This window comes from Cupriavidus sp. GW821-FHT07C08, from assembly GCF_059419025.1.
In genome coordinates, this window is sequence record NZ_JBWKQZ010000010.1 from 82,146 (window position 1) to 107,943 (window position 25,798).

Here is a 25,798-nt window from a genome sequence, read left to right on the forward strand (position 1 = left end):
GCCCTTTTAGGGCGGAGAGGCTGTACGTACAATTACAGCGCAGCGTCCTTCAGCTTCTTGAGCGGCCGCACTTTTACCTTTACCGAGGCCGGCTTGGCCGCGAACCACTGGTCCTGGCCGGTGAACGGGTTCTTGCCGAAGCGCTTCTTGGTGGCCGGCACCTGGATTGCCGACACCTTGAAAAGGCCAGGCAGGGTGAACTCCCCAGCGCCTTTCTTGTGAATCGCGCTAACCATGGTGTTCTCAAGATGTGCGAGGACCGTCTGAACGGTCTTCTTGTCCAGTTCAGTCTGGGCGATCAGGTGTGCCAGCAGGCTCGACTTGTTGAATGTGTCCTTCAGCGGTTTCGCGACAGGTGCAGCCGCAGCGGCCTTTTTGGCTGGAGCGACCTTCTTTGCCGGTGCGGCCTTCTTTGCAGCGGTCTTCGTTGCAGTCTTTGCTACAGGTTTTGCTTTCGTGGCCATAGTCTTGTCTGGTTGGATAATGCACGCCTGCAAGCTGGATTCAGCGTGTAGCGCACCGGCGAAGAATAGCAAATGCTGCCGCATTTGCAATGGGTATCCAGCTGTATGCGGATAGGCTGTGCAAATCTGATCGGTCGACGAGGTTTTTTCTATTGAACTCCTGCGCTTGTCCTGCTGCTCCTGCTCGAATCGCTCCGCTTTTCGAGCGGTACATCCTCCCACTCAATCTTCGCCCACGACTTGATATCTGAGAGAGGCACAGTGTGCGAATGAACCGGGCCGACCGGTGAATACAGGCCACAAAATTTCTCCGTGCAGGAAATCACCACTCCAGACACAGGGTCTGCTTTTTCGCGAGCAATCTCGACGAAATTGAAATGATCCTTCTTTAGAGAACGGAGATTCCATTCGCGTATAGCCATTATCGTGCTCTCCGCTTCGCGAAATCCTTTTTCTCTCACTTGATCGAACAGCGCCAAGGGAAAGGCGATGAAGTAGGCGAGCGCCGTCAACATCCCTGCAATCGCCCAGCAGACGAGAACCTCAGTGGTAACCAGGTTTACTTTCGTCTGCCGTTTCTGTGGGGCATCTTTCTTCGCCTGCAATTGAGCGAAATGACTAGCGGCCCAGTTGGCGCAGAACATCAAAAGTGATGTAACCACAGCCATGATGACGAACGCCACTAGCAGGAGTAAGAGAACGGTCGCCTGAGTGAAGTAGCCCAGGACGGCTAGGTCGTCGGCATTCCAAGGAATGGCATCAGGCTGAAAGCCGAACGTCAGCAGATATGCTTCGCGATAAACATGACCGGCAGTCTTCTGTGCCCAATAGAAGATTGTGCCCAACAAGGCAAGAGCACTGATGAATACTGTGACAACCGCAACCCACGATACTGCTGGCTTTGTCGACTCTTGGAACTTGACTCGTGAGTGCCGAAGCGAAGTTCGAGCTATGCGTGATGGGGGTACGCTCATGGGAGGCCTCTGTTAATTTTTGTGGAATGAGCGAACTGTATTTGTCCGCGGGTGGACTCGCAGTCCTCGAAAAGATGAAGCCCTGAGGGGTGCAATGGTGACTGGAACACGGGGGCTACCTGCCTGCACTAGACACGTCGTTGGGGGGCACAGCCAGCCCTGTGTGATGTCAGGTGTTGCTTGGCGTGTGATTGGTCCGAGCTACGCTGAATCAAAGGATTCAGTTGCGTGGCCAAAAGATTCAGTTGGCCGGTACTTGATTATCGACACGCAGATGTAAGCCTTTAGCACAGCGGGCGTCCCGGCGTGCCCCACCAAAGTTGGGGATGCCTCATGGAAAGGTACTTCGTCTACCAAGGCTCTTGGTGGTAAGGTCCACGGGACGAGCCCGGCGCGACGGAGAATGGTCGCGGGGGAACGCGTTGAAGCGAGGCTAGGTCGCAGAGCGGCGATTCTATTGGGTCAAACGCCGATCGGAGCAGCGAGATCTTCCAAGGCTGTGCACGAGCTCGCCTTAATGCGGCGTTTGCAGGCGGCTCAGCGAGCGGGGATTCTTCGCGACATACTGCGCGGAGAGCTCAGAAATTTTTGCGCATCCGATGAGTGCGAGGACGCGGTCGATCTCGGTCTTGATGAGTGACAGTACCTCGAAGGCTCCGTCTTCTCCTCTCGCTCCGAGCCCATAAAGCGTCGTGCGGCCAAGCTGAACTGCTGACGCACCTAGTGCAAGGGCTTTAACGATATCGACGCCGCGCCGGAAGCCGCTGTCAATCAATACGGGTTTCTTGATTGTTGCGGCAACATCGGGCAGTACCTCAATTGGCGAGCAGGCCCCGTCCAGCTGCCGCCCACCATGGTTGGAGAGGATGACTCCATCTGCGCCGCAATCGATAATACGCTTTGCATCCTGCGCATTCATAACACCCTTCACCAGCAGCCGATGCGGCCAGCGATCGCGCAGGCGCTTCAGGTCATCCCAGGAAAAGCTCGCGTCCATTTGGCGCGAAAGCAGGGCACCCTGACTGTTGACGTCCGCGGCCTGTGCAGAAGCAATGTTTCGGAGCTGTGGCGTGCCATGGCGAGCCATCTGCCATGCCCACGATGGATGACACAGGACATCGAAGATGGTCTTAGGCGTCAACCGAAAGGGAACCTTGAATCCGTTGCGCTCATCCCTTTCCCGTTTGCCGCTGACTGGCACATCGACCGTCAACATGAGCGTCTTGTATCCTGCCTGGAGGGCCCGGTCTACAAGGTCATCTGCGATCTTCCGATTGACGATATAGAGCTGGAACCACAGCTTCCCTCCTGCTTTGTCGGCGACTTCTTCAATCGTCGCGTTCGAGGCAGTGGAAAGGACGAACGGCACATTCGCGCGAGCGGCTGCCCGGGCCAGCGCGATATCGCCGTTGGGCCACACCATGCCGTTGAGCCCGGTGGGTGCTACCACTACCGGAATATCAATGGACTCGTCGAACAGTGAGGATTTTAGTTGCCGGTCTGAGACGTCAACCAGGCATCTTGGAATCAGGCGGACTCCCTCAATCGCCGACCGGTTATGTGCCAAGGTCGACTCGTCCTCAGCACCCCCATCGACATAGTCAAAAACGAGCCTTGGCAGGCGGCGTTTGGCGAGCTGACGGTAATGCTCGACGCTCGTGCAGGTTCTGCTCATTGTTTCACCACTTTGATCCAACTGCCTGCTTGTCCGTATGCCGACAAGCTGAAGGCGACCTGTAGTATGCGGTGATCCTGTCTTCAGTAGGCAATCTTCTGATCCTTGGTCTCCCGCGCAAAGTACAACGCGAACAGCGCCACAACTGCGATCGCGCTGTAATACATCGCAATCACACGCGGATTGCCGTCGCTGCTCGCCAGGAGGCTCGAGGCAATCAATGGAGCAATGCCGCCGCCGAGGACAGTGCCAAACTGCTTACCGATGGATACGGCGCTGAAGCGGACTCGCGTGGGGAGTAGTTCGGGAAAAAAGCTCCCTTCGGGGGCGAACATCAGCGGGTGGATGATGCCAGCAGCAACGATGATTGCTCCAATAATAATCGACGGATCTCTGGTGTTCAGGAGTCCGAAGAAGAAGTACATATAAATCGCGCCAAGCAGGATTGCCGACATGAACATGCCCTTGCGTCCGATACGATCCGACAGAGACCCGAAATATGGAACTGTGTAAAGAGGGCCAGGACGCAGGCAATGAGTATGGCCGTCGTGATGATCTCCTTCGGTAGAGCGAGGCTCTTCGTCACGTAGGACAGCGAGAAGATCGATGTAACATAAAAGAAGGTGGTCTCTGCCATTGCGGCGAAGAGGATGATGGCAATGGGTTTCCCGAAATTCCGGAGCGCATCCAATGCCGGGACTTTGGCGGTAGCGGCGGCACCTTGATTGGCAACAAACGCTGGCGACTCCTCGACCTTCAGGCGGATATAGAGGCCGACTGCGACGAGGATGCCACTGAACACGAACGGCACCCTCCAGCCCCATGAAAGCAAGTCGGCCTCTGGCATACGCGAAATCAGGAGCGCGGACAGGGACGCACCGATCACCCCGATAGGCCCGGCAGTCTGGATAAAAGCGGCATACAAGCCGCGCTTGCGCTCCGGACAGCTCTCCACGATCATCAGGCCAGCCGCCGTCGCCTCACCACCAAGAGCGAAGCCTTGCAGGAAACGAAGCGCGACTAGGAAGACGGAGGCGTAAATGCCGATCTGCGTGTAAGCAGGCAACAAGCCGATCCCCATGGTGGACAGGCCCATCAGCAACAGAGTAATCAGAAGTACCGACTTGCGTCCGAGTTTGTCTCCGAAATGGCCGAATATCACTCCACCAAGAGGACGAGCGACGAACCCTACCGCGAAGGTGGCGAAAACTGCGATGGAGCCCGCCGCCGGGTCCATCTTCGGAAAAAACAGCTGGTCGAAGATCAGCGGTGCGATGAGGCCGTACAGAAAAAAATCGTACCATTCGATGGCGGTACCAATGCAGCCGGCAATGACTGTACGCCGCTGGATCGCTGCTTCGGCGCTCTGGTCTGTAGGTACTGCCTCGACGTAGCCGCTTTCTTGTTGTGTCGTGGACTGCATGAGTGTCTCCTTGTCGTTCTGGCGGCCGAAAAGTGTCCCTGGTCCGGGTCTCCGGGGTCTCCGGATCCCGTGATCCAATCAGAATCGGTGCATTTAGAAGGGGTAGCTGGGCGGCGTGTCTTTCACAGTGACCCATTGCCATTGGGTGAACTCTTCCCAGTTGGCCGGCCCGCCGATGCTGCCACCATTGCCGGACTGCCCCCGGCCGCCGAAGGGGATATGAGGCTCATCATGAACGGTCTGGTCGTTGATATGTAGCAAGCCTGTCTTCAGCTGGTTACCGATTGCCATGGCACGGCCAACGGAGCGGGAAATGACAGACGCCGACAGGCCGTATTGGGTTGCATTTGCCAACGCCACAGCCTCGTCGTCCGAGTCGAACGTTGTGATCGAAGCCACGGGCCCGAAGATCTCTTCGTCGAACGCGCGCATGCCCGGCTTGACGTTGTCCAATACTGTTGGCTGATAGAAGAGGCCTTCGAAGCTGCCGCCGGCTCTTAGCGTCGCGCCGGCACTGATTGAGTCCTGGACGATCGCGTTGATATGGCCGAGCTGTTGCTCGCCGATAATGGGACCGAGAGCCACCTGGCCGCTCATCGGGTTGCCGGCCTTGAGATGACTGGCTTTTTCGACGAGACGGTCCACCAGCGCGGAGGCAATGCTGCGTTGTGCGAGGATGCGGCCGGTTGCCATGCAAATCTGGCCCTGATGAAGCCAGGCACCAAAGGCGGCGTTGGAGGCGGCGAGGTCCAGGTCGGCATCCTCAAGAATGATCATGGAATTCTTGCCGCCCAGCTCAAGCGAGACCTTCTTCAAATGCTTTCCGCATAGCTCGCCTACTCTGCGGCCAGCTCCGGTGGAACCAGTGAAGGCGACCATCGAGATATCCGGATCCGTGCAAATCGCTTCGCCGACATCGACGCCGCCGGGCAGCACATGGAAGACGCCGTCAGGCAAGCCGGCTTCCTGCAGTATCCGTGCGATCAGCACGCCTCCCGCGACGGCAGTCCGCGTATCTGGCTTGAGAATGACGGCGTTTCCAGTGGCAAGCGCCGGGGATACTGCTCGGATGGCAAGGAGCAGCGGAAAATTGAAAGGGGCGATGACACCGACCACACCATGCGGCACGCGACGTGCGAAGCTCATGCGGCCAGCATTGCTCGGCAGCAGAAGACCTTGTGGCTCCGTAATCATTGCGCACGAGGCGTTCAGAATGCCAGTCGCCGCCTTAAGTTCGACATCTGCCTTGGGTCGAATCGCACCTGTTTCACGCATTAGCCAGACCGCGAGCTCTTCCCTGTGTTCGTGGACCAGAGTTGCAGCGCGACGGAAGATGTCCGCCCTGGCCTCATAGGAGGTGGAACGCCAAGAGTCTTGGGCCGATTTCGCCGCTTTTGCAGCCTTGCGTACATCGTCAGGCGATGCCTGCCCGAGCGTCGAAATTACCTCTCCGTTCGCCTTGTCGATTACGGGGAACGTCTCGCCGGCGCCGGTTGTCCACTGCTGGCTGAAGAACCTCCCACGCCATAGCGGCTCATTCATGAAAGGCGTCTTCACTTGCTCGGATGCGGTATAGCGCGAGGCGGCTTGAGCGGCTGTCTGGGTCATTGCTTGTCTCCTTGGAATGCTTTATTTGGGTACGTTCAATCGGCTTACGCCACCTCAATTTCCACCAAGGTAGGCACCGGCGAACGCAGTGCCGAGAGAAGCGTTTCGTGAAAGTCACCTGTGTGCTCGACCCGGACAGCGGCGCAACCCTGTCCCTGGGCAAGTGAAACAAAGTCGATGTCTGGCAGTTCTGTACCCTCCACACTTTCGCCGGGTTCAAAACCGAAAATACTGGCGAAGTCTTGCAAGGCTGCGTAGCGCCGGTTCTTAAGAATCAGGAACGTAATCGGCAGCTTGAGTTGCGCTGCGCTCCACAGTGCCTGGATGGCATACATGCTGGAGCCGTCGCCGATCAGCGCGATTACCTTCTCTTTGGGCTTTGCCATCGCCACGCCGATCGCCGCCGGCAAGCCGTATCCAAGTCCTCCACTGCTCATCGTGAGGAAAGTTCCGCTTTCGACGATTGGCAAATATTTCTGAATGACAGGACGGGAGCTTGGCGCCTCTTCCACGACTATGTCTGACGGTTGCCGAAGCTCCGAAAGTGTCTGCATGACATAGGCGACCGACATACGCTCGCCTGCAGGCGGGGGCGCCACGCGCGGGATGCCTTCCCGTTCCGGGGGGAGAGAACGCTGACGTGGTACCGATTTCTCCAGAAGATGCTGCACGGCGAGCCGAACATTTCCCGTTGCAGCTGTTCCTGTGGGCGTCCACGCGGCAGTGGCCGGATCATCGATGATTTGGTACAGCGCTGCCCCGGAAGGAACGTGACTCCCGGCACCTTCAACGTGATAGCTAAATGCCGGCGCGCCAAGGACCAAGATGATGTCGTGCCCGGCAAGCCGATCGACCAGCTTTTCTCGCATTGCCGGCAGAAATCCCCCGAAGAGCCGATGGTCTTCCGGGAAGCTGCACCGCGCGGACATCGGCGCCACATAGACGCGTGCCTTGTGCCTTTCTGCGAGTTCCACGGTTTCTTTCCAAGCATTGCTCCTGTCGACTCCCGCGCCGACCACAAAGGCGGGACGCTCACTGCCGTTCAACGCCTGTGCAATTTCCGCCAGGATCCGGGGATCCGGCAGCGATGCCGTGCCTATTGCGCGTGGGCTTACCGGGTCGGTCTTCCTATCCCAGTCATCAGCAGGTATGGAAACGAAAACCGGCCCGCGGGGCTCTTGCATGGCGAGGTAGTAAGCCCGGGCGATAGCCAGCGGAACATCTTCCGCACGGGCAGGCTCGCAACTCCACTTTACGTACGGTTTGGGCAGCTCCGTTGCCTGCGCGGAATGGAGGAACGGATCGAACGGCAAGATCGAACGCGCTTGCTGACCGGCGGTAATCACCATCGGCGTGTTGTTCTTATAGGCAGTGAAGATGTTGCCCATTGCGTGGCCCACGCCGGCGGCCGAATGCAGGTTCACGAACGCTGCATTGCCACTAGCCTGTGCGTAGCCATCCGCCATTCCGACTACGACGGATTCCTGCAAGCCAAGTACGTAGCGAAAGTCGCTTGGGAAGTCGCGAAACAAAGGTAGCTCGGTAGAGCCTGGATTGCCGAAGACCAAATGCATATTGAAATGCCGGAGCAACTGGAGAACGGCTTCGCGCACTGTGACTTTGCTGGGCGCCTGCTCCGGCAGGGCAGGGGGATGGTTGGCTGTCATCTTGTCGTCAAGAATTTTCATAGCACGGACTTTCCTGCCGGCTCATTGCAGCGCTAGCGTTGGATTGGATGAACGGGATTAGCAGGTACCCATGGGCATCCGACCTTTGGCCACTATCGAAACCGACGCTCCAATTTCCGCAGTTGCGGTATCGCGAAAGCCGGTCTTGAGCGATGGAATGGCAGAGGTTGACCAAAGTGTAGAAGCGTGTATCGTATACAGCCAATTTATTTGCTGTATTCAGTAAATTCAAAAAATGAATATCTACCGGGCAGACTTGAACCTTCTGAGCGTTTTTAATGCTGTATACGAGACACATAGCGTTTCGCTGGCAGCTGAACGCTTCGGCATCACTCAGCCTGCGATGAGTAACGCACTTTTGCGGCTGCGCAACATGTTCGGCGATCCGCTGTTCGTGCAGACAAGCGAAGGGATGCAGCCAACAGCGTTTGCCGAGGAAATCGCAGGGCCAATTGAAAGCGCGTTGGCCGAGGCACGGCGTGCGATCGAGCATCGCAACGTGTTCGACCCGGCTACGAGCGACCAGACCTTTCGCTTCCACATGACAGACATGGGGCAGATCAGTTTTCTGCCACGGCTTCTGGAGCGAGTTCGCGCTGTTGCGCCTTCAGTAAAGGTTGAGGCGCAAACGCTCAGCGTGGAGGCGATTCGAGCAGGCCTCGCGGACGGCAGCATCGATCTGGCGATAGGGCATCTCCCCAAGCTCAAGGGACGAGAAATCCGTTCGGCAAAGCTGATAGAAGAAACGTACGTTGTGCTAGTCCGCGCCGATCATCCTGCCGCGAAGACATCGCTCACACAAAAGACTTTCCTTGCAGGGGCCCATGCCGTGGTCACCTCGGTCGGCGGCGGGCACCGGTTTGTCGAAGAGACGCTTGTGAAGAAGCACGCCAATATCGTGACCCGCATCCCGAACATCATGGCGATTCCCACCGTCCTGGCTTGCACGGATCTGATGTCGACGATTCCCAACCGAGTTGCGAGCCAACTTGCCCAGAGCGGCGCCTTCAAAGTCTTTCCCTTTCCGCTTGCTATGCCCAAGTTCGAGGTGTCGATTTTCTGGCACCAGAAAGCGCACGAGAATCCAGCCAACCTTTGGATGCGGAATCAGCTGATCGAACTGTTCGCCACAAAAGATACGAAATGATGGAGGTGTTGCGCTGGGCGCTGGATGGAGCAACTGCTCGGGAAGGTCTCGAGTCCTGGCGTTGATTCTCGCTTTGGTAGGAAACGGACCTATTGCGCCTTCGCGGTATCGATGCGCAAGGTGAGGGCGGCGCGACCCCTGTTCGCACGCAGCCGCATGCCCGCTTGATGGCTGGCCTCAGGGGGCCAAGAGATTGAGGATGAGTAGGACCTGGCGCATGCCACCAACCGGATGCCCCAGTCCGGTCCATCGCGAATGGCCACACAAGGTTCGCGGTTTCGGCAAGCTACGCAACTCCCCCGCTGTTTTGCTCTACAGACTTCTGGATGAACTCGGCCGTTCGCCAGTAATGTTGCGTCAGCAAAGACACAGCTAGCTCGACATCCCCCTTCAGCACCGCCTCTGCCACAGCCGCATGCTCCGCATGCACATCCCGAACGCCATAAGCATTGCGGATCGAGCATTGACGATAGCGGTAAGCCTGATCCGCAAGCTCCTCGCTGAACTGCTTGAGCCAGCGGGAGCGGCAATTTGCGATCAGGCTGCGATGAAATTCGCGGTGTAGTTGCTCCCACTCCCGATTGGGCACGTAGGCATCGTCCTGTGCGGAACGCGGAGTGCGCGAGAGCCTGTGCAGGGCCAGCACGATTTGCTCTTCCCATTGGGTTGAGGAATGGGCCATCGCATCCTTCAGCGCCAGCTGATCGATGTCGCAGCGGGTGCGTGTGAGTGCTTCAAGTTCGTCAAGGTGAAGGGGAGCGGCAGTGAAGCCTCGCTGGTCGTGGCGCAGAACCAGCCCTTCAGCCGCAAGGCGGCTCAGCGCTTCGCGCACTGGTGTGTTGCCCGCGGCGTAGCGCTCGCAAATGACATCGATGCGTAACTTGAAGCCAGGCTCGATGCTGCCTGTCAGGAGATCGTCCCGCAATCTTTCGTAAACCGAACTGGCGACCGTGGCCGGTGGGGGAGGCTTCCGCGCCTGGTCGGTGACTGCCTCAAGAGGTACTGGTGGGGAAAGTGATGCTCGCATGCGCAAATTTTATCGATTTTTTGAGCCAATGGGCATGTGTAACCTAAGCGTAAACCCCAGTGACAAAAATATCGATGTTTCTTAGTATAGGAAAAAATATCGATATTTAACCGTTTTCCCTCTTGGATGGAGAAGCAATGCGGCTGGCAAGGTATGAATGCGACGGAAAAGTCTCACTCGGCGTCGTGGAAGGCCCCGAGATCGTCGACGCGGCGGTGGGTGTCGCGGACTGGAGCGAATGGTTCGAACTTTCCGACCAGACACGGGGCCGTTTAAACGAGACCTTGGCCAGCGCAAGGCGCCTGCCGCTTTCCAAGGTGCGGCTGCTCACCCCACTGGCCAGGCCGGGCAAGATCATTTGCCTTGGCCTGAATTACTACGATCACGCCGCGGAAGGCGGAAACGCTAAGCCGGAATACCCGGCCTTCTTCTTCCGCGGGGCGACCTCGATGCTGGCCCCGGATGCACCCATCCAGCGCCCGCGTTGCTCCGATAAGCTTGACTACGAAGCCGAACTCGCGGTCGTCATCGGCAAGCGGGTTCGGTACGCAACTCGAGCCGATGCGCTGTCTTACGTGGCGGGCTACGCCTGCTTTAACGATGCGACGCTGCGTGACTACCAGCGCAAGACCGCGCAATGGACGATCGGCAAGAACTTCGATGCCACCGGAGCATTCGGGCCGTGGATCGTCACGCCGGACGAATTGCCCGTTGGTGCCACTGGCCTGCGCATCCAGTCCCGCCTGAACGGGCAAACCATGCAGGATTCCAACACCGACCACATGATCTGGGATGTGGCGGAAACCATCTCACTGCTGACCGAATGCCTAACCCTGGAACCCGGTGACGTGATCGCCATGGGCACGCCCGCCGGTGTTGGCTATCCACGTACGCCGCCGGTTTTCATGAAGCCCGGCGATACCATCGAGATCCATATTGATGGGATTGGCGTGCTTGCCAACTCCGTGGAGGATGAGCTTTGAACAGGCCGCCCGAACCACAGCACAAGCCCGTGATTCCGCAGCGCCGCCTTGCGTTGGCCGTGGTGGCTATGATGACCGCTGCCTGGGCCCTCTCCCCGATGAATGTCCTGGCTGCTACCAAGGACGGTTACCCGACCAAAACAATCCGCTTCGTAGTGGCATTCGCGCCAGGTGGTCCCGCCGATATCGCCGGTCGGCTAGTGGCTCAGCATGTCGGGATGCGCTTGGGGCAATCCGTCGTCGTGGAAAACCGTCCCGGTGCCGGCGGTAATGTCGCCGCAAAATACGTGGCCGGCCAGCCCCCGGATGGATACACCGTCCTCATCACAACTAGCGCGATCACCGTCAATCAGAGCCTGTACAAACAGCCTGGCTACCAGCTGCTGCGCGACTTCGCACCCGTCTCACTGATCGCGGTCAATCCGAACGTGCTGGTCGTGCATCCGAGTGAGCAGGCTGCCGACCTAAAGGCGTACCTACGCCTGTACAAGGGAAAAAGCGTCTCCTATGGGAGCGCGGGCGTCGGCAGCACGCCGCATCTCACCGCAGAGCACGTGTTGCGCATCCTTGGCGGCATCGATACGGTTCACGTGCCCTTCCAGGGCGCTTCGCAGGCGCTCACCGCGACCATGGGCAACCAGGTGCCGGTCGCCAGCGTGGCGCTGCAGGCCGCCATGCCTTTGATCAAGGCGGGCAAGGTAAAGGCGTTGGCGATCAGCAGCCTGAAGCGGGATCCACAACTGCCGGACGTGCCCACCATTGCCGAGTCGGGCCTCCCGAACGTCGAGGACTACACCTGGGTATGTGCCCTTGCACCCGCCGCAACGCCAAGCGGCGTGGTGGCGCAGCTTAACGCTGCGATCAACGAAGCGCTGCGCGCCCCCGGCCTGCAACGCGGACTGATGGAAAGCGGCATGGAACCGCGACCGCTATCGTCCGCAGCGTTCTCTAGCTACCTCACGCAAGAGCTGACGAAATGGTCGGCGCTCATCAAGCAAACCGGCATCACGCAATAAGCATTCGAAATTGAATGCGTGAACTGCCAATTTTCACCGGAGTATGTATGGATACAACCCGCCCTCAAGGCTACGTTCGCAGGATCGTCACCGGACACGACGCCCACGGACGTTCGCTCATTACCTCGGACGGCCCGGCCCCGTCAGTGCATACCAATCCAAAACGCGTGGGCTATTGCCTGACAGACCTGTGGATGACCGACGAATCTCCCGCGCCGGTGGACAACGGCCCCGACCCGACCTCACGGCCGCTCAGGCTGGAGCCGAGCAAGAACGGCACCGTCGTTAGGATCATCGAATTCGGCCCCGAAGGTGAATGGCTCGATCGCATTTCCGGGGCGGATGCCAAGGTTGCTTGGGACGCGCTGGGCACGGCCACCGCATCGACCTACAGCGAACAAGTGAAACACCCGTTTATGCACCGCACCGAATCGGTCGATTATGCATTGGTTCTGGAAGGCGAGATCACGCTGGTGCTCGATCAGGAGGAAGTTCTGATGAAACAGGGCGATTTTCTGGTCGAGCGGGGCACCAACCACGCGTGGGCGAATCGTTCCGGCAAGCCATGTCGGATGCTGTTCGTTCTGATTGACGGGGCTTTCGAACCCGAATTGGCAGCGAAATTCAGCTAGCCGCGCCACGGGCCATCAGCCGGACCATCACGCTAAAAATCTACCCGGCCCGGATGCGTCTGATCGGCAACGCCGTCCGACCCTCCTGGCTCCTTTAGGTCCTCCGGTCGCCACAATCATGATCGAAGTTGTGCTCAAGGGAAAAGCCTTGCCGCGCGCGATTACTGATGATTTTTGGCCTTGTTGCGCCTACCCGAAGGAATCGAGGCCAGGCATTCGCGCGTTGGAAGAGCTTGCGCCTGGGAAGCATGGCGACGGACCGCATGAATCGCAGGAAATAACGAGAAAATTAGGGAGAAAAACAAAATGAGAAGGGGACGTTGGTTGGTCAGTCTGTTTTCCGCCGTGACTTTGACGGCCGCCGCGCAATCGGTCACGGTCTATGGCGTGGTCGATTCGGGTGTCGAGTATGTCAACAACATTGGCGCGGGCAAGGATAGCGTAGTTCGCATGCCAAATCTGACCGGCACAGTTCCATCGCGCTGGGGAATGCGGGGCACTGAAGAACTCGGTGGAGGATTGAAGAGTGTATTCGTGCTCGAGTCGGGGTTCGCGCCAGACTCTGGCACGTCAAACCAGGGCGGGCGCTTGTTTGGTCGCCAGGCATTCGTCGGGCTGAGCAATAACTGGGGACAAATCAGCTTTGGTCGCCAGTACACGATGCTCTTCTGGTCAACCTTGGACTCCGATATCTTGGGACCGAACATATATGGAGCGAACGCGCTGGATAGCTATCGGCCGAATGCACGCGCGGACAATGCCATTGCCTACAAGGGTACCTTTGGAGGCTTCACTGTCGGAGGCACGTACAGTTTGGGTCGAGATACTGTCAATGCAGGCCAGAATCCCGCAGGTACAAACTGCGCCGGCGAAAATCCGGCTGACAAGAAGGCGTGCCGCGAATGGTCAGTCTTGCTTCAGTACGACACCAACTGGTGGGGCGTTTCCACCGCCTATGACTCACTCCGTGGTGGGACTGGTGCCGCCGGTGGGCTTGTCGGCAGCGGTCTCAAGGACGACCGCTGGTCCCTGGGAGGATATTTGCTGCTTTCTAGGGCGAAGATCGGAGTCGGCGCGTCCATCCGCAACAATGAGGGCAGTGCAACGGCACATAGCCAGTTGTACTACGGCGGTGTTTCGCACGACATCACGCCGGCGTTCAATCTCGCTGGCCAGATCTACTACCTGCATTTCAACAACAGTGCCAATAAGGCATGGCTTGGCGCGCTACGCGGCACGTATGCCTTCTCGAAACGTACGTCCGCCTACGCAACAACTGGCTACATCGACAACCATGGCCAGCTCGCCATGTCAGTTAGCAGCGGCGGCACTTCTGGCAGTAGCAGTCCGCAGCCTGGTGGCAACCAATTTGGCGCCATGATCGGTGTCAAGCACATCTTTTAACTACTCTCCTTCAAGGCTTCAGAGCCTGCGTAGGGCTCCAAGGAGCTCTAGCGACCAGTGCCCGCCTTCGGAGTTCACATAAAAAAAGAACAAGTCCTCTGTTGGCGGGCCAGTCGCGAACCATCGGAGACGCCAAAGTTTGGGGCAGCGGGCCAAGCCCCGGCTATGACCGCTTTCGCGGCGCCTGATATACCCGGCTGGGGTGCCGCACTTTTTCTTCCAACGAGAGGACCCACCATCGCCAGCACCTAGTAACGAGGCAGAAGCTTTTACCGGAACGAGAGCCTGCGCGCAGGTGTCTTCGCAAACGAGGGGTCCACTAATCGGTTGCCCGCAGTGGCCTTCAGGCCCCTAGCCGGAACTGGCCGACGGCATGATGAAGCGCATCGGCCTGGTCTTCCAGCGACGCCGCCGCGGCCGCCGCCTCTTCCACCAACGCTGCGTTCTGCTGCGCCATCTGGTCCATTTGCGATACCGCTTGATTGACCTGCTCGATGCCGCCAGTCTGCTCTTCAGTGGCCGCGCGCATCTCGCCCATCAGGCCGGTCACACGTTTGACTGCGTCGACGATCTCGTCCATCGCCTTGCCCGCGCTTTCCACTAGCACCGCGCCGTCCTCGACACGCTGCGCGGAGTTGCTAATTAACGCCTTAATCTCCTTGGCGGCAGTGGCGCAGCGCAGCGCCAGCGTGCGCACCTCCCCGGCCACCACCGCGAAGCCGCGCCCTTGTTCTCCTGCACGGGCGGCCTCCACCGCAGCGTTCAGCGCCAGGATGTTAGTTTGGAAGGCCATGCCTTCGATCATTGCGATGATGTCGACCACCTTGCCCGATGCATTCTTAATCTCGCCCATCGTCTCCACGACCTGACCGACGATAGCCCCGCCGCGAACGGCGATGTCTGAGGCGCCTTCCGCAAGCCGGCTGGCTTCGCGCGCGTTTTCGGCGCTTTGGCGCACGGTGCTGGTGAGCTGCTCCATGCTGGCCGCGGTTTCCTGCAGCGACGCCGCCTGCTCCTCGCTGCGGCGCGAGAGGTCGGCGTTACCGGCTGCTATCTGCTTGGCCGCGCCCGCAATCGAATCGGCGGATCCGCGGATGCTGCCGATCGCGTCGGTTAGGCGCGTCTGCATACGCCGCATCGCAAACAGCACGCTATGCTGGTCATCGGGGCGGACCTTGACGTGGCTGGTCAGGTCGCCCTCGGCAATGCTTCCGGCGATATGCACGGCTGTGGCCGGCTCGCCGCCAAACTGCTTCTGCAGGCTGACGGAGATGCGCACCATCACAATTGTCATCAGGCCGCCCACGCCCAACAGGATGCCGAATGCTTTTATCAGTTCGGCGCGGAACTCGGCCTCGATATCGTCCAGGTAAACCCCGGCGATAAAGTTCCAGTCCCATGGCCGGAAGTTGGTCGCGTAGCTCAGCTTGGGCTGTGGCGCCTCGGCGCCGGGCTTGGGCCACAGGTATTCGACAAAGCCCTTGCCGGCGCCTTTACCGATCGCGGCGATTTCACGGAACAAGTAGACGCCGTTGGGGTCTTTCGAGTCGCCCATGGCTTTGCCATTCATCTCGGCCTTGAACGGGTGCATCACCACCACGGTGTCTGAGCCCATCAACATGAAGTAGCCGTCGTTGCCAAAGCGCATGGCGCGCACGCGCTCGATTGCCTGGTGCCTGGCCGCTTCCTCCGGCAGCTTTCCGGCCTTGGCTAGCGCCTCGTACTCGGCTGCAACGGAAACCGCGGTGTCGGTGACGTGGACCAGGTCTAGACGGCGCTCTTCCATGCGGAGTTCACGTATCTGCCAGGCATTCCACAGCGTGATGCCGAGCAAGCTTAACCAGCCCAGCACCACGGGCAACAGCAGTTTCCTTTTCAGGCTCAAGTTATCTAGCATTGCGTTCGTTCCTCCTACTTCTGCGCGTTTGGCAGCAATCCTCATCAAGGACCTTCGGAATCCTCGCGTAGCCACGGTTGGTACCGGTGCCCGCGCTTCGCCGCGGTGGACATAAATGGGGCGACGCCACCCGAGGTGCATCGAACTCCTGATGCGATATAACGTCCTTTTGCTAAATAACTTAATTGAGAAAATTCCTACATATAATTAGCCATATCCTTATAAAATTTGGAGAATTGGGAGGGCCATTTTCTTTTTCGTCGATGTAGTGCGCCTGTGGAAGTTCACGAACGATTCGAATGTCAGTGGGGAATAGCGGCGTCAGGTTCAGCGGAGCGTCGCTATGTGCAAATTGGGCCGCCAGGGTTCGGGACCAAAGTCTGCATGGGAATCTACGCGACGTTCCTTGGCTTCAGAGAAGTGCTTGATGTCTCCGCCGAGTGTGTCGGCGTAGTCGGGGGAGCTTGGGGATACGTGAAACTGTCCAGTACAGCCGTCGTCTCGGTTGATTTCAACTCGGAGGATAGGCGATACCGACTAGTTGAGCCGCTTTCGATTCGGCATTGGCAAAGGCTTCCGACTCTGCGCCTGCCGATTTCCCGGCACGGAAGACGGTTTGGATCGTCCCAGTGAGAGTGTGGTGTTGTACGAGTACGAAGCCTTGGTACTTCCCGTTTGCAAGCCGCTGCGTGTAGGCCTTGAAATCATGATAGCCGACCCGTCTGGAACTCTCCATCTTTCCCCCATCATGCCGGTGTGGAATGCTATCACGAGCATCTGGTGCTATCTGCGCTACGTTGGGCGGGGCATCTGATCAACCAGGTATTGCCTGTAGGCGTATTCGACGTCTGCATCAGCATCTGAAAGTGCATAGCTTTCGATCGCAAGAAAAGGCCGACTGATAAGATTGACGTCCTCTCCGCCCTAAAGGACGGAGATTCCTTCTGCAAGAGGGGCACGCCCGCCCCCGGCTTCTGACGAAGCCTCATTCACATCAGCTTTACCGGCCGCTGTGGAAAACGCCTGTTCCAGGCTAAGGAGCCCCATGCGCAGAATGTTCTTCGCTGCGTTGACATCGCGCTGGTGTGACGCCTGGCACACCGTACAGGTCCACTCTCGAACACCGAGAGCCGGCTGCCCCGTGGGACCTGTTCGTGCCTCGCAGCAGGAACAGGTTTGCGTGGAATAGCATTCATCGACTTCCTCGAACCACACCCCCGCGCTATCGCATTTGTACTGGAGCATGGTGCGGAACGCGCTCCAGCCCGCATCCAACACAGACTTGGCCATGTTGGTCTGGGCGAGCGCGGAGGCGTTCACGTTGCCGATGAAGATGGCACCGTACTGCCGTACGAGTGCCGTGGATTGCTTGTGCAGAAAGTCTTTTCTGCAGTTTTTGACCTTGGTATGCAGCGCGGCGACGCGCTTCGTCTTGCGTGCCCGCTGAGCCCGGCCGAGCGCCGCTTCATATCGACGGTAGAACCGCAGAGCTTCGATCACTTGCCCATCGCTTGTCGCGGCGAAGTCCTTCAGTCCCAAGTCGATACCGACCGACGCGCGACCTTCCGATCGCGCGGCGACAGGCGCTTTGACGGTCACGTTCAGATACCAGTGGCCGCGCGCATCCTCACTGAAGTTGCCGGCCCGCAAGTCGTAGCCTGACAACCCGTAGCTGTCCCACAGGGACAACCACCGGCCGTTGAATCGCACCTGGCCGTGGCCGTACTTCAGCGCTCCGGTTTTGAACGGAACCCAGCCCAGGCTGCGGCGAGCGCCGCCGCTGGCGCGCCAACGCAGTTTGACCTTCTTGAACTGCTTTCGGCGGCGACAATACTCCTGCCCGATCTCCTGCACCGTGTGGCTATGCAGGGACAAGCCAGCCTTGGTCGCTCCGTCGGTGTACTTCTGCAACTCGTAGGCCCCGATAAAGCGCCGCTCACGCTCGAACACGCGGGCCGAAAGCTCATTTGCGAAATTCCATACGAAATTCACCTCCCGCGCCTGAGCACGAAGCCAGGCGGCATGTTTGTCCTTGATGCGCAAGTGCAGGACGCGAGTGACGGTCGGAGTATGAGAAGTGGCTGACATACCGAGTCTAGGACTCGGTTTTAGCCTTCCCCATAACAGCCTCTAAGCCGCTTACCCCGCCCTGAAGAGACGGGGCTTGCGCGGCGGTTCTAATGGGTCAATAGCGTCTGCGATTAGGCGTGAATTGTGCAATGCGGCGATTGCTTTTTCTTACCAAAATTCGTTTGGACCTGCAGCGGCTGAGGACAATGAAGGTGGGCGACATGTGCGAGTCCAACAACCCGCTGACTGTCTCAATATCAATCCAGCTAAAGGACAGAGATCCTGACCTTGGCATGAAGGGCCGTTGCGCTTGCCAAAAAAATAACCACGCCCTCACCCCTGAGCAGCGTGGTCGAAGCTACCCTGGAGGCAGTAGCAGAAGAAATGAAGAGGGTATAATTATCCACGATTATGTGGAGAAAGAAAATTAGATTATTCTGAATTCGTTGTAGGGATGAGCCTAATACCGATGTCGAGCTTTGCCAGCAGGGACGACGGAGGTGAGAGAGTAACTCATTGATTCTTAAGGATTGGCCGTTGAAATGCGAAAATCTCAGAATTAACGGCCAATGATGGTTAGTGCACATTCGTAGAGGCAACCGGCCAGGGAGGCGGGGAGTTATCGCTCCATCACAGCCCGTCTCGGAGGGACGCTAGATAAGCTTCATGGTTGAATGTGGCCCTATCAAAGCCACGGAGTTGGCTCCACTTCCGTCGAGCACCTGGCCTGTGGTGGACTGCCGGCATGGAGGGCACACCGGCTGCAGTGAGCAGGCGTTCGAACTCCGCGCCATCTCTTACCGCGAGCTCAGAGAGTTCTACTAGCGTTAGTTGCCCGGCTGCATTGCTTGCAGTTGTGGACCGATGGAAGAGTTCGACCACATTCTTGAAGATCTTAGTCGGAGTCATCGCACGTACCACTGAAGTTGTCGTCCACCTTTCAGTCTAGAACGACAAGGCCAGCAGTGAGATAGAGCAGGGCACAAAGTGAGGGACCGGCATGCTGGGTGGCTACTGCTCGTCCCGTTCGTCTTTTTCCCATAGGAGCGCTTTGATATCAAGGTTCATGGCGATTGCATCCCGCACAGCCTGATTCACCATTTCAGAGAAACTGGGCTCATCTTCCGCGTGCCCTTGACGGAGCACTGTACTGTACGCCCAAGCGACGTGTTCTTTGGTGACGGGCGTCCCTAGTTCGGCGCTGAGGTCTTTTGCGATGGAATCAAAGATTTCGTTCATCTCGGAAAAGAAAAGGGTTGTCATGTCTTTGGGTACCACCATTTCAGTTCCATGGTGTTCCACGAAATCGATAGTTTCAGGACTAATCTTGGTAAGAACACCGTCGCTTGATAAGCTATACAGTTCGATTTCCGATCGGTCATCATGGTCAACATCAGGGGTTGCTCCGACCGGACTGGTGCGCGGCATAATGGCCTGTTTTCGGACATCCTGGGCACACTTCGCGTCGATGGACAGGACCGCCTTCCCGTTTGCTGCGGCTTCAAGACGTGCAAGGTGCGCGAGTGCCGCACGACCGCATTTGTAACCATCGGCCTGAGCGTACTCGAAGTTCTTGATGTCACCTCGCCTTTCGTGTTCCTCGCAAATCCAGTCTGACGCCGAACCTGCCTCATCGGGGCGATTGGATTTGGGAAGCTGTGCGAGCAACTCTGCGTTCAGTTCATCGTGCTGGTTCATGAACAAATAGTCGCCGATATCCTGCATCGTTTCTGCGTGCTCGCGGTAGGCACTATGCGTATTAAAAGACTGCAGCGGGGCGTAGACGCTCAGCGCCGTCACTACGATATCTGTATCAAGTTTGCGCCAAAAATCAAGAAGCGGTCGATACGAGATGGCAAGGGCGTAGACAATATTAGAATATGAGTAGGCGTCATCAACGGTAAATGCGCAATCGCGCATGTAGGAAACAAAGTCGCTGATGAAGCGAGTGCGGAAATCCCTATCGGTATTCAGCACGGAGTGGGAGTTGGCCTCTTTTAACGAGGAACGATTGGGCGTGCTCTTGTACATGAAATTCTCCTATTAATTCTTCGAGTAGGCGGAACCCTTTCGGCAAGTTGGTTCCGTAGTTTTTATACCGTTGATAGTCGTTAAATCTAATGGCGGCAGTGTGCTGCCGCTCAAATAATATAGATCGACTGTAATTTGAATTCAACAACCAAGGAGAAATATCCAACTATTTATGCGGAACGGTAAGGTGATATCGATTTTAGGCGTTTCTGTTTAAATATTTGGATATTTTGTGATGATTTCAATTTATACGTTGATTTGTTATTGACTGCAAATTAACCTTGCTCTGTTCCGCATTGAGATTGTAGATATAGGAGTTAATTGAAGTGAACACAGATGCGAAATTTGGTGAGCGGATGCAAGCCGCGTCCTCCCTTCAACTGGGTCTCATGGCCCCAGCGAGTTCTTACGGCGGCGTGGGCTCCCGACTCACGGGCATGGTTCTCGAGCATTTGGTTGAATTTGACCCGAGCCGATACGTACACGCTCGTCGCGCGGCGTTTGATGTCCTCGTAGTCAACGGTCCGAAGATGCCGATGCTGAGCTTCGTTCTCTATATTGAGGATGCACGGATGCATTGGCTGGCCGACCCGTCGGAACCCACAGTCTGGCAAGCGATTGATACCTGGTATCGCCACGGCTCAGTTCCGGTTGCGCTGACCAGGGAGGAGACTCATACGTTCCGAATTCCGCTGCGCGGTAAACTAGCGGCGCATGTCAGGCAGCTACAGAAATTGTGCAACCAAAAGATCGGCGACGCGTTTGCATTACAGGCGATAGAGATGTTCGAGTTGGGGTTAGTCGATAATTTGGACCATCCGAATGCGCCACCAGTGATGTATAAGAGTTCGTGTGTGTTGCACACACGGAAGGTGGACCAGGCCTTTAAACGTCTTGGCTACGAAGTTACACGCGTTACGAACGGTTCAAAAGGCTCTACTTTCTGTGCGCGTAGAGAGGTCCAGTCCGATACACCAAGGGATGCACACACGCTGCACTGATCGGATAGGATCGTCGCGCAGGTTCCCTCTCTTCAGGGCGGCGAAAAATGCGGTACGATTCTGACTCATGAAATCAACACAATCTGTTCGCAACGAGGTTCGCAGTGCCCCTAGATCCAGAAGACCTGATCCGTTTGAGCCGACTCAGGATCTTCGGGCAGTCAGCACACATTCTGCGGACAAAGCTGCCGCGATTCTCTGGGTGCGAATGCAGATGGTCCGCAATGGGATTTCGTATGAGGAGCTTGTCCGGGCGGGCTGCTTCGATGGTGGTGCCGCTCGCAAGGTCGTGCGCTACCGAAGCGCGGATGGCCGTACCTGGGACGGTCAGGGGGAAAGGCCGGACTGGTTGCAGCGCGCTGTTAATGCCGGTCAGAGCGCCGAGCATTTTCGGGTCGAGTAGCCGTTGCAGGCGCGGCACGGACAAGGACAGGCTCGTCCATAGAGCGTGGAAGTTGTCGATCAGCGACGGTCGGGATTCCGGTCTTCACGAGCTCGCGTATATGCGATGGACCTGGATATTGACGTCCTCTCCGCCCTAAAGGACGGAGATTCCTTCTGCAAGAGGGGCACGCCCGCCCCCGGCTTCTGACGAAGCCTCATTCACAGCGGCTTTACCGGCCGCCGCGGCAAATGCCTGTTCCATACTAAGGAGTCCCATACGCAGAATGTTCTTCGCTGCGTTGACGTCGCGCTCGTGTGAGGTTTGACACACGGGACAGGTCCACTCTCGGACACCGAGAGCCTTCTGCCCCGTGGGACCTGTTCGTGCCTGGCAGCAGGAACAGGTTTGCGTGGAATAGCATTCATCGACTTCCTCGAACCACACCCCCGCGCTATCGCATTTGTACTGGAGCATGGTGCGGAACGCGCTCCAGCCCGCATCCAACACAGACTTGGCCATGTTGGTCTGGGCGAGCGCGGAGGCGTTCACGTTGCCGATGAAGATGGCACCGTACTGCCGTACGAGTGCCGTGGATTGCTTGTGCAGAAAGTCTTTTCTGCAGTTTTTGACCTTGGTATGCAGCGCGGCGACGCGCTTCGTCTTGCGTGCCCGCTGAGCCCGGCCGAGCGCCGCTTCATATCGACGGTAGAACCGCTGGGCTTCGATCACTTGCCCATCGCTTGTCGCCGCGAAGTCCTTCAGTCCCAAGTCGATGCCGACCGACGCACGGCCTTCCGAACGCGCCACGACTGGCACCTTGACGCTCACGTTCAGATACCAGCGCCCGCGCGCGTCCTCACTGAAGTTGCCGGCCCGCAAGTCGTATCGCGACAAACCGTAACTGTCCCACAGGGACAACCAGCGGCCGTTGAAGCGCACCTGGCCGTGCCCATATTTCAGCGCTCCGGTTTTGAACGGAACCCAGCCCAGGCTGCGGCGGGCGCCGCCGCTGGCGCGCCAACGCAGCTTGACCTTCTTGAACTGCTTTCGGCGGCGGCAATATTCCTGCCCGATTTCCTGCACCGTGTGGCTATGCAGGGACAAGCCAGCCTTGGTCGCGCCGTCGGTGTACTTCTGCAACTCGTAGGCCCCGATAAAGCGCCGCTCACGCTCGAACACGCGGGCCGAAAGCTCATTGGCGAAATTCCACACGAAGTTCACCTCCCGCGCCTGTGCACGAAGCCAGGCGGCGTGTTTGTCCTTGATGCGTAAGCGCAGGACACGGGTGACGGTCGGAGTATGAGAGGTGGCTAACATACCGAGTCTAAGACTCGGTTTTAGCCTTCCCCATAACAGCCTCTAAGCCGCTTACCCCGCCCTGAAGAGACGGGGCTTGCGCGGCTATCTTATTGGGTCAGAAAGAATTTCATGGCCGGTCCTTTCTCCACCTATGAGGACGTCCTCATCGCGGCGTTCGTCCTGCAAGCGGCGATTTCCACCGTACTCCAGCGGGTTCTCCATTCATCGTTGCAACGACAGGCTGCTCACCACTAATTGAGTTGGCATCAAGCTCGTCGCCCGCGTAGCGCAGCCATGAGTACGTTGTCTGGATTGCTTGCGGCACACAATCCAGGCGTCAGTCCACTTTAGCTGTATCGAACAATCTGAACATGCCTGTAGTGTTCAGGGCAAACTGTGCGTTCATTGCGGTTCGGCGAGGTGCTGCGATGCAAGTTTGCCGACGGCCGATGTTGGCGCGCGCATCGCAGCCGCAAGAAAGGGCACAACCTGGCGCAGCGATTCGGCGAAGTCATGGCCGGAGCAGCGGCCTTCGGAAATGGCTTCGATGCGACCGGTATCCGCGAGAGCGTATTGATAAGCGCCAAGCATGAAGACAAAGCGCCAAGCGACGTCCTCGCGCGAAAGCCCTGGAAGACTGCGCTCTAACGCATCCACGAAACGACGTGACGATTCATCGTAGAGGAGCCGCCGCAGTTCCTTGCCGAACTCCGTGCCATCGAGCTGGAGGTGCGCCTGCATGCGCAGGAAAGCTTGTCCGCTCGCCCCGCTCATCGCAAGCCTGAACGCTGGCCCCAAAAAGATCTCGATCAGACGATCCAATTGGACCGGTTTTCCCTTCGCCGCAGTCTCCTCCTCGTCGAGCAACCGAAGGCGCTCTTCCACCATTGGGGTGCCTCCGCGTAGGTACGCCTCTTGGAACAAGGCCTCCTTGCTGCGGAAAAAGTAGTGAATCATCCCTTGGTTTACCCCGGCGCTGTCAGCAACATTGCGCAAGGAACAGCCCTTGAAGCCGCATTCTGCGAACAGGCTCTCGGCTGCCCGCAGGATGTTATCCCGGGCGTCACTTTTGCGTCGTCGATTCTGTGCTGGTTCGGCGGCAACCACCGCCTGTTCCGGATCAATGCGTTTTCCCATGGCATCAATTTGGTGCGGGACTGGACTGACCCGCCATGTCCGCAATTGTAAATCGAGGCCCTTGACAGTCGGGAGGTGTAACCTATAATTTAGTCATTCGAATAACTAAGTGATGCGTAGCACGCGTCCGAACAGGAGACCAAGATGCTGAAGCCGGCATTCCCTCTAGTCGTGAGCGCCTTTCTGGCTCTTGCCTGGATCAGTTCGCCGGTGGCGGCGCAGTACCCCCAGAAGCCGGTTCGTCTAGTGGTGCCATATGCGCCGGGCGGTGGTACGGACAGCATCGCGCGTCTCCTGGCTGAAAAGCTCGCTGCACGACTTGGTCAACCCGTCATTGTCGATAACAAGGGCGGTGCGGGCGGAATCATCGGTTCAGATGCTGTAGCAAAGGCGCCCGCCGATGGTTACACCCTCCTTCTGGCAGGAGTTGGGCCGCTAGCTGTCAGTCCAAACCTGTTCCAGAAGGCACCCTACCAACCTACTAAGGACTTCGTGCCGATCGTGAAGGTCTCGTCAGCCGCAATGGTGCTCGTGACCGCTTCGAAAAAGCCCGGTGAAGGGCTCAAGGAACTGGTGGAGTACGCACGGAACAGGCCCGGCCAGCTCACGGTCGCTAATGCCGGAGACGGTTCAGCACAGCATATCTGCTCAGCCATTTTTGCTCGCTCGGCCGGCATCACGGTGAACCACATTGCCTACAAGGGTGCGGCAAATGCTATTACCGATCTCCTTGGTGGAAACGTGCAGGCCTTCTGCGACAACGTCGGCACGGTACGGCCTTTCATCCAGTCCGGGAAGCTCAAAGCACTTGCAGTTTCCACGCGCAAGAGGGCGGAAGCGTTGCCAGACGTGCCCACCTTCGAGGCACAGGGGCTACGCGGCATCGACTTCTCTTTGTGGTTCATGTTGGTTGCACCCAAGGGCACACCTGTTGAAGTCGTGACCCGCTTGAACAACGAGGTCAACGCCATCCTTAAGCAGCCCGAGGTCATTCAGAGACTACACGACAACGGTAGTGAGCCCGCCGGAGGGTCAGCCACGTCGGCAAACCAGTTCTTCGCCAAGGAAAACGCTACGTTGCTGGAGATGGTAAGTGCCATCGGTTTGACTAAGCATTAGCGGTCTCTTGACTTTCAATCCCACTACTCAACTGAACTGAATGCGGCTCATCGACCTGTCTGTCGCCATCGAGAATGGTTTGCCAGTTGACCGGCCCGGAAACGGCCCGAAGATTCGGTACCAAAACCACCACGAGACCTTCGACGCCTTGGCAAAGCCATTTGCCGGGCTTCGTCCAGAGGATCTCCCTGACGGTGAATCCTGGGCCGTCGAACGCGTCGATCTGTCGACGCACAACGGCACTCACATGGACGCCCCTTGGCACTACGCTTCGACGATGAATCACGGGGAGCGTGCCGCGACGATCGACGAAGTGCCTCTGGACTGGTGTTACCGACCTGGCGTCAAGCTTGATTTTCGGCATTTACCGGATGGCCATGTGGTGCAAGCCGACGAAGTTGCCAAAGAACTCGCGCGCATAGGCCATAGGCTACAGCCCCTTGACATCGTCCTTGTCAACACAGCCGCTGCGGCTCAGTACGGAAAAGACGACTATCTCGACAGCGGCTGTGGCATGGGGCGTGAGGCGACGCTATATCTGACTGAGCGGGGCGTGCGAGTTGTAGGAACCGACGCTTGGTCCTGGGACGCGCCGTTTAGCTTCACCGCTAGGCGCTACCGTGAAACCAAGGATGCGTCTTTGATCTGGGAGGGGCACAAGGCAGGTCGGGAGATCGGCTACTTCCAGATGGAGAAAGTGAGCAACCTGCATCTCTTGCCGCCCTCAGGTTTTCACGTGATTTGCTTTCCCGTGAAGATTCAAGCCGCTTCCGCCGGTTGGGTCCGAGCCGTGGCGGTGCTGTCATGAATGAAATCGT

The 25,798-nt window shown here is 57.9% G+C and carries 23 protein-coding genes; 10 read left to right on the forward strand and 13 right to left on the reverse strand.

The window, feature by feature from the left end; all coding sequences use genetic code 11:
• Window positions 1-32 precede the first annotated feature (32 nt).
• From AC07UK_RS15170 to mdlC, 7 genes are all read right to left on the reverse strand, one after another.
• Window positions 33-464, reverse strand: a complete 432-nt coding sequence (locus AC07UK_RS15170; protein ID WP_494687358.1) for an HU family DNA-binding protein — start codon at window positions 462-464, stop codon at window positions 33-35.
• A 149-nt stretch (window positions 465-613) separates the two neighbouring features.
• Window positions 614-1,312 (reverse strand): hypothetical protein, encoded by a 699-nt coding sequence (locus AC07UK_RS15175; protein ID WP_494687357.1) that lies wholly within the window; start codon window positions 1,310-1,312, stop codon window positions 614-616.
• A gap of 640 nt (window positions 1,313-1,952) precedes the next feature.
• Entirely contained in the window at window positions 1,953-3,113 is a 1,161-nt protein-coding gene (locus AC07UK_RS15180) for an alpha-hydroxy-acid oxidizing protein (RefSeq protein WP_494687356.1), read from the reverse strand.
• Window positions 3,114-3,196: 83 nt separating this feature from the next.
• Window positions 3,197-3,568 carry a hypothetical protein gene (locus AC07UK_RS15185; RefSeq protein WP_494687355.1) on the reverse strand — a complete coding sequence of 124 codons (372 nt, stop codon included), beginning with the start codon at window positions 3,566-3,568 and terminating at the stop codon, window positions 3,197-3,199.
• Entirely contained in the window at window positions 3,514-4,536 is a 1,023-nt protein-coding gene (locus AC07UK_RS15190) for an MFS transporter (protein ID WP_494687354.1), read from the reverse strand. Before AC07UK_RS15190 ends, AC07UK_RS15185 begins: the two co-directional genes overlap by 55 nt.
• Before the next feature lie 93 nt (window positions 4,537-4,629).
• On the reverse strand, window positions 4,630-6,078 hold the full coding sequence (locus tag AC07UK_RS15195) for a benzaldehyde dehydrogenase (protein WP_494687413.1): 1,449 nt from the start codon (window positions 6,076-6,078) through the stop codon (window positions 4,630-4,632).
• A gap of 110 nt (window positions 6,079-6,188) precedes the next feature.
• Complete coding sequence (gene mdlC, locus AC07UK_RS15200) at window positions 6,189-7,832, reverse strand: benzoylformate decarboxylase (protein ID WP_494687353.1); 1,644 nt, start codon at window positions 7,830-7,832, stop codon at window positions 6,189-6,191.
• Window positions 7,833-8,067: 235 nt separating this feature from the next.
• Between mdlC and AC07UK_RS15205 the strand changes: the two genes are divergently transcribed.
• Window positions 8,068-8,979 (forward strand): LysR family transcriptional regulator, encoded by a 912-nt coding sequence (locus AC07UK_RS15205; RefSeq protein ID WP_494687352.1) that lies wholly within the window; start codon window positions 8,068-8,070, stop codon window positions 8,977-8,979.
• A gap of 286 nt (window positions 8,980-9,265) precedes the next feature.
• Here the strand turns inward: AC07UK_RS15205 and AC07UK_RS15210 are convergent, their stop codons facing one another.
• Window positions 9,266-10,006 (reverse strand): GntR family transcriptional regulator, encoded by a 741-nt coding sequence (locus tag AC07UK_RS15210; protein ID WP_494687351.1) that lies wholly within the window; start codon window positions 10,004-10,006, stop codon window positions 9,266-9,268.
• Window positions 10,007-10,143: 137 nt separating this feature from the next.
• Here AC07UK_RS15210 and AC07UK_RS15215 point away from each other — a divergent pair, with 137 nt between their 5' ends.
• From AC07UK_RS15215 to AC07UK_RS15235, 5 genes are all read left to right on the forward strand, one after another.
• Entirely contained in the window at window positions 10,144-10,989 is an 846-nt protein-coding gene (locus AC07UK_RS15215) for a fumarylacetoacetate hydrolase family protein (RefSeq protein ID WP_494687350.1), read from the forward strand.
• 29 nt (window positions 10,990-11,018) lie between these two features.
• Window positions 11,019-12,005 carry a Bug family tripartite tricarboxylate transporter substrate binding protein gene (locus AC07UK_RS15220; RefSeq protein WP_494687349.1) on the forward strand — a complete coding sequence of 329 codons (987 nt, stop codon included), beginning with the start codon at window positions 11,019-11,021 and terminating at the stop codon, window positions 12,003-12,005.
• 47 nt (window positions 12,006-12,052) lie between these two features.
• On the forward strand, window positions 12,053-12,637 hold the full coding sequence (locus tag AC07UK_RS15225; protein WP_494687348.1) for a cupin domain-containing protein: 585 nt from the start codon (window positions 12,053-12,055) through the stop codon (window positions 12,635-12,637).
• 118 nt (window positions 12,638-12,755) lie between these two features.
• On the forward strand, window positions 12,756-12,947 hold the full coding sequence (locus tag AC07UK_RS15230) for a hypothetical protein (protein ID WP_494687347.1): 192 nt from the start codon (window positions 12,756-12,758) through the stop codon (window positions 12,945-12,947).
• Window positions 12,944-14,041 (forward strand): porin, encoded by a 1,098-nt coding sequence (locus AC07UK_RS15235; RefSeq protein WP_494687346.1) that lies wholly within the window; start codon window positions 12,944-12,946, stop codon window positions 14,039-14,041. The genes AC07UK_RS15230 and AC07UK_RS15235 overlap by 4 nt, the downstream gene beginning before the upstream one ends.
• 343 nt (window positions 14,042-14,384) lie before the next feature.
• Here the strand turns inward: AC07UK_RS15235 and AC07UK_RS15240 are convergent, their stop codons facing one another.
• The 3 genes from AC07UK_RS15240 to AC07UK_RS15250 all read right to left on the reverse strand — a co-directional run bounded on the left by AC07UK_RS15240 (window position 14,385) and on the right by AC07UK_RS15250 (window position 20,039).
• Window positions 14,385-15,938: a methyl-accepting chemotaxis protein gene (locus AC07UK_RS15240; protein ID WP_494687412.1), complete on the reverse strand. Its 1,554-nt coding sequence runs from the start codon at window positions 15,936-15,938 to the stop codon at window positions 14,385-14,387.
• A 924-nt stretch (window positions 15,939-16,862) separates the two neighbouring features.
• The gene (locus AC07UK_RS15245; RefSeq protein ID WP_494693878.1) at window positions 16,863-17,981 is read right to left on the reverse strand and encodes an RNA-guided endonuclease InsQ/TnpB family protein; all 1,119 of its coding nucleotides are present in this window, start codon (window positions 17,979-17,981) and stop codon (window positions 16,863-16,865) included.
• A 1,038-nt stretch (window positions 17,982-19,019) separates the two neighbouring features.
• Window positions 19,020-20,039, reverse strand: a complete 1,020-nt coding sequence (locus tag AC07UK_RS15250) for a hypothetical protein (RefSeq protein WP_494688336.1) — start codon at window positions 20,037-20,039, stop codon at window positions 19,020-19,022.
• A gap of 326 nt (window positions 20,040-20,365) precedes the next feature.
• Between AC07UK_RS15250 and AC07UK_RS15255 the strand changes: the two genes are divergently transcribed.
• Both AC07UK_RS15255 and AC07UK_RS15260 read left to right on the forward strand, forming a co-directional pair.
• Window positions 20,366-21,040, forward strand: coding sequence for a hypothetical protein (locus AC07UK_RS15255; protein WP_494688337.1), 675 nt, complete (start codon window positions 20,366-20,368; stop codon window positions 21,038-21,040).
• A 214-nt stretch (window positions 21,041-21,254) separates the two neighbouring features.
• Window positions 21,255-21,443: an H-NS family nucleoid-associated regulatory protein gene (locus tag AC07UK_RS15260; protein WP_494688338.1), complete on the forward strand. Its 189-nt coding sequence runs from the start codon at window positions 21,255-21,257 to the stop codon at window positions 21,441-21,443.
• A gap of 135 nt (window positions 21,444-21,578) precedes the next feature.
• On the opposite strand, the gene AC07UK_RS15265 is transcribed toward AC07UK_RS15260, so the two are convergent.
• Window positions 21,579-22,742, reverse strand: coding sequence for an RNA-guided endonuclease InsQ/TnpB family protein (locus AC07UK_RS15265; RefSeq protein WP_494693879.1), 1,164 nt, complete (start codon window positions 22,740-22,742; stop codon window positions 21,579-21,581).
• 384 nt (window positions 22,743-23,126) lie between these two features.
• A complete protein-coding gene (locus AC07UK_RS15270; protein WP_494687293.1) occupies window positions 23,127-23,861 on the reverse strand; it encodes a TetR/AcrR family transcriptional regulator in 735 nt (244 codons plus the stop codon).
• Between the two features lie 144 nt (window positions 23,862-24,005).
• Between AC07UK_RS15270 and AC07UK_RS15275 the strand changes: the two genes are divergently transcribed.
• Together AC07UK_RS15275 and AC07UK_RS15280 are read left to right on the forward strand one after the other, a co-directional pair.
• Window positions 24,006-24,980, forward strand: a complete 975-nt coding sequence (locus AC07UK_RS15275) for a Bug family tripartite tricarboxylate transporter substrate binding protein (RefSeq protein WP_494687292.1) — start codon at window positions 24,006-24,008, stop codon at window positions 24,978-24,980.
• Between the two features lie 40 nt (window positions 24,981-25,020).
• Window positions 25,021-25,788: a cyclase family protein gene (locus AC07UK_RS15280; RefSeq protein ID WP_494687291.1), complete on the forward strand. Its 768-nt coding sequence runs from the start codon at window positions 25,021-25,023 to the stop codon at window positions 25,786-25,788.
• Window positions 25,789-25,798 lie beyond the last annotated feature (10 nt).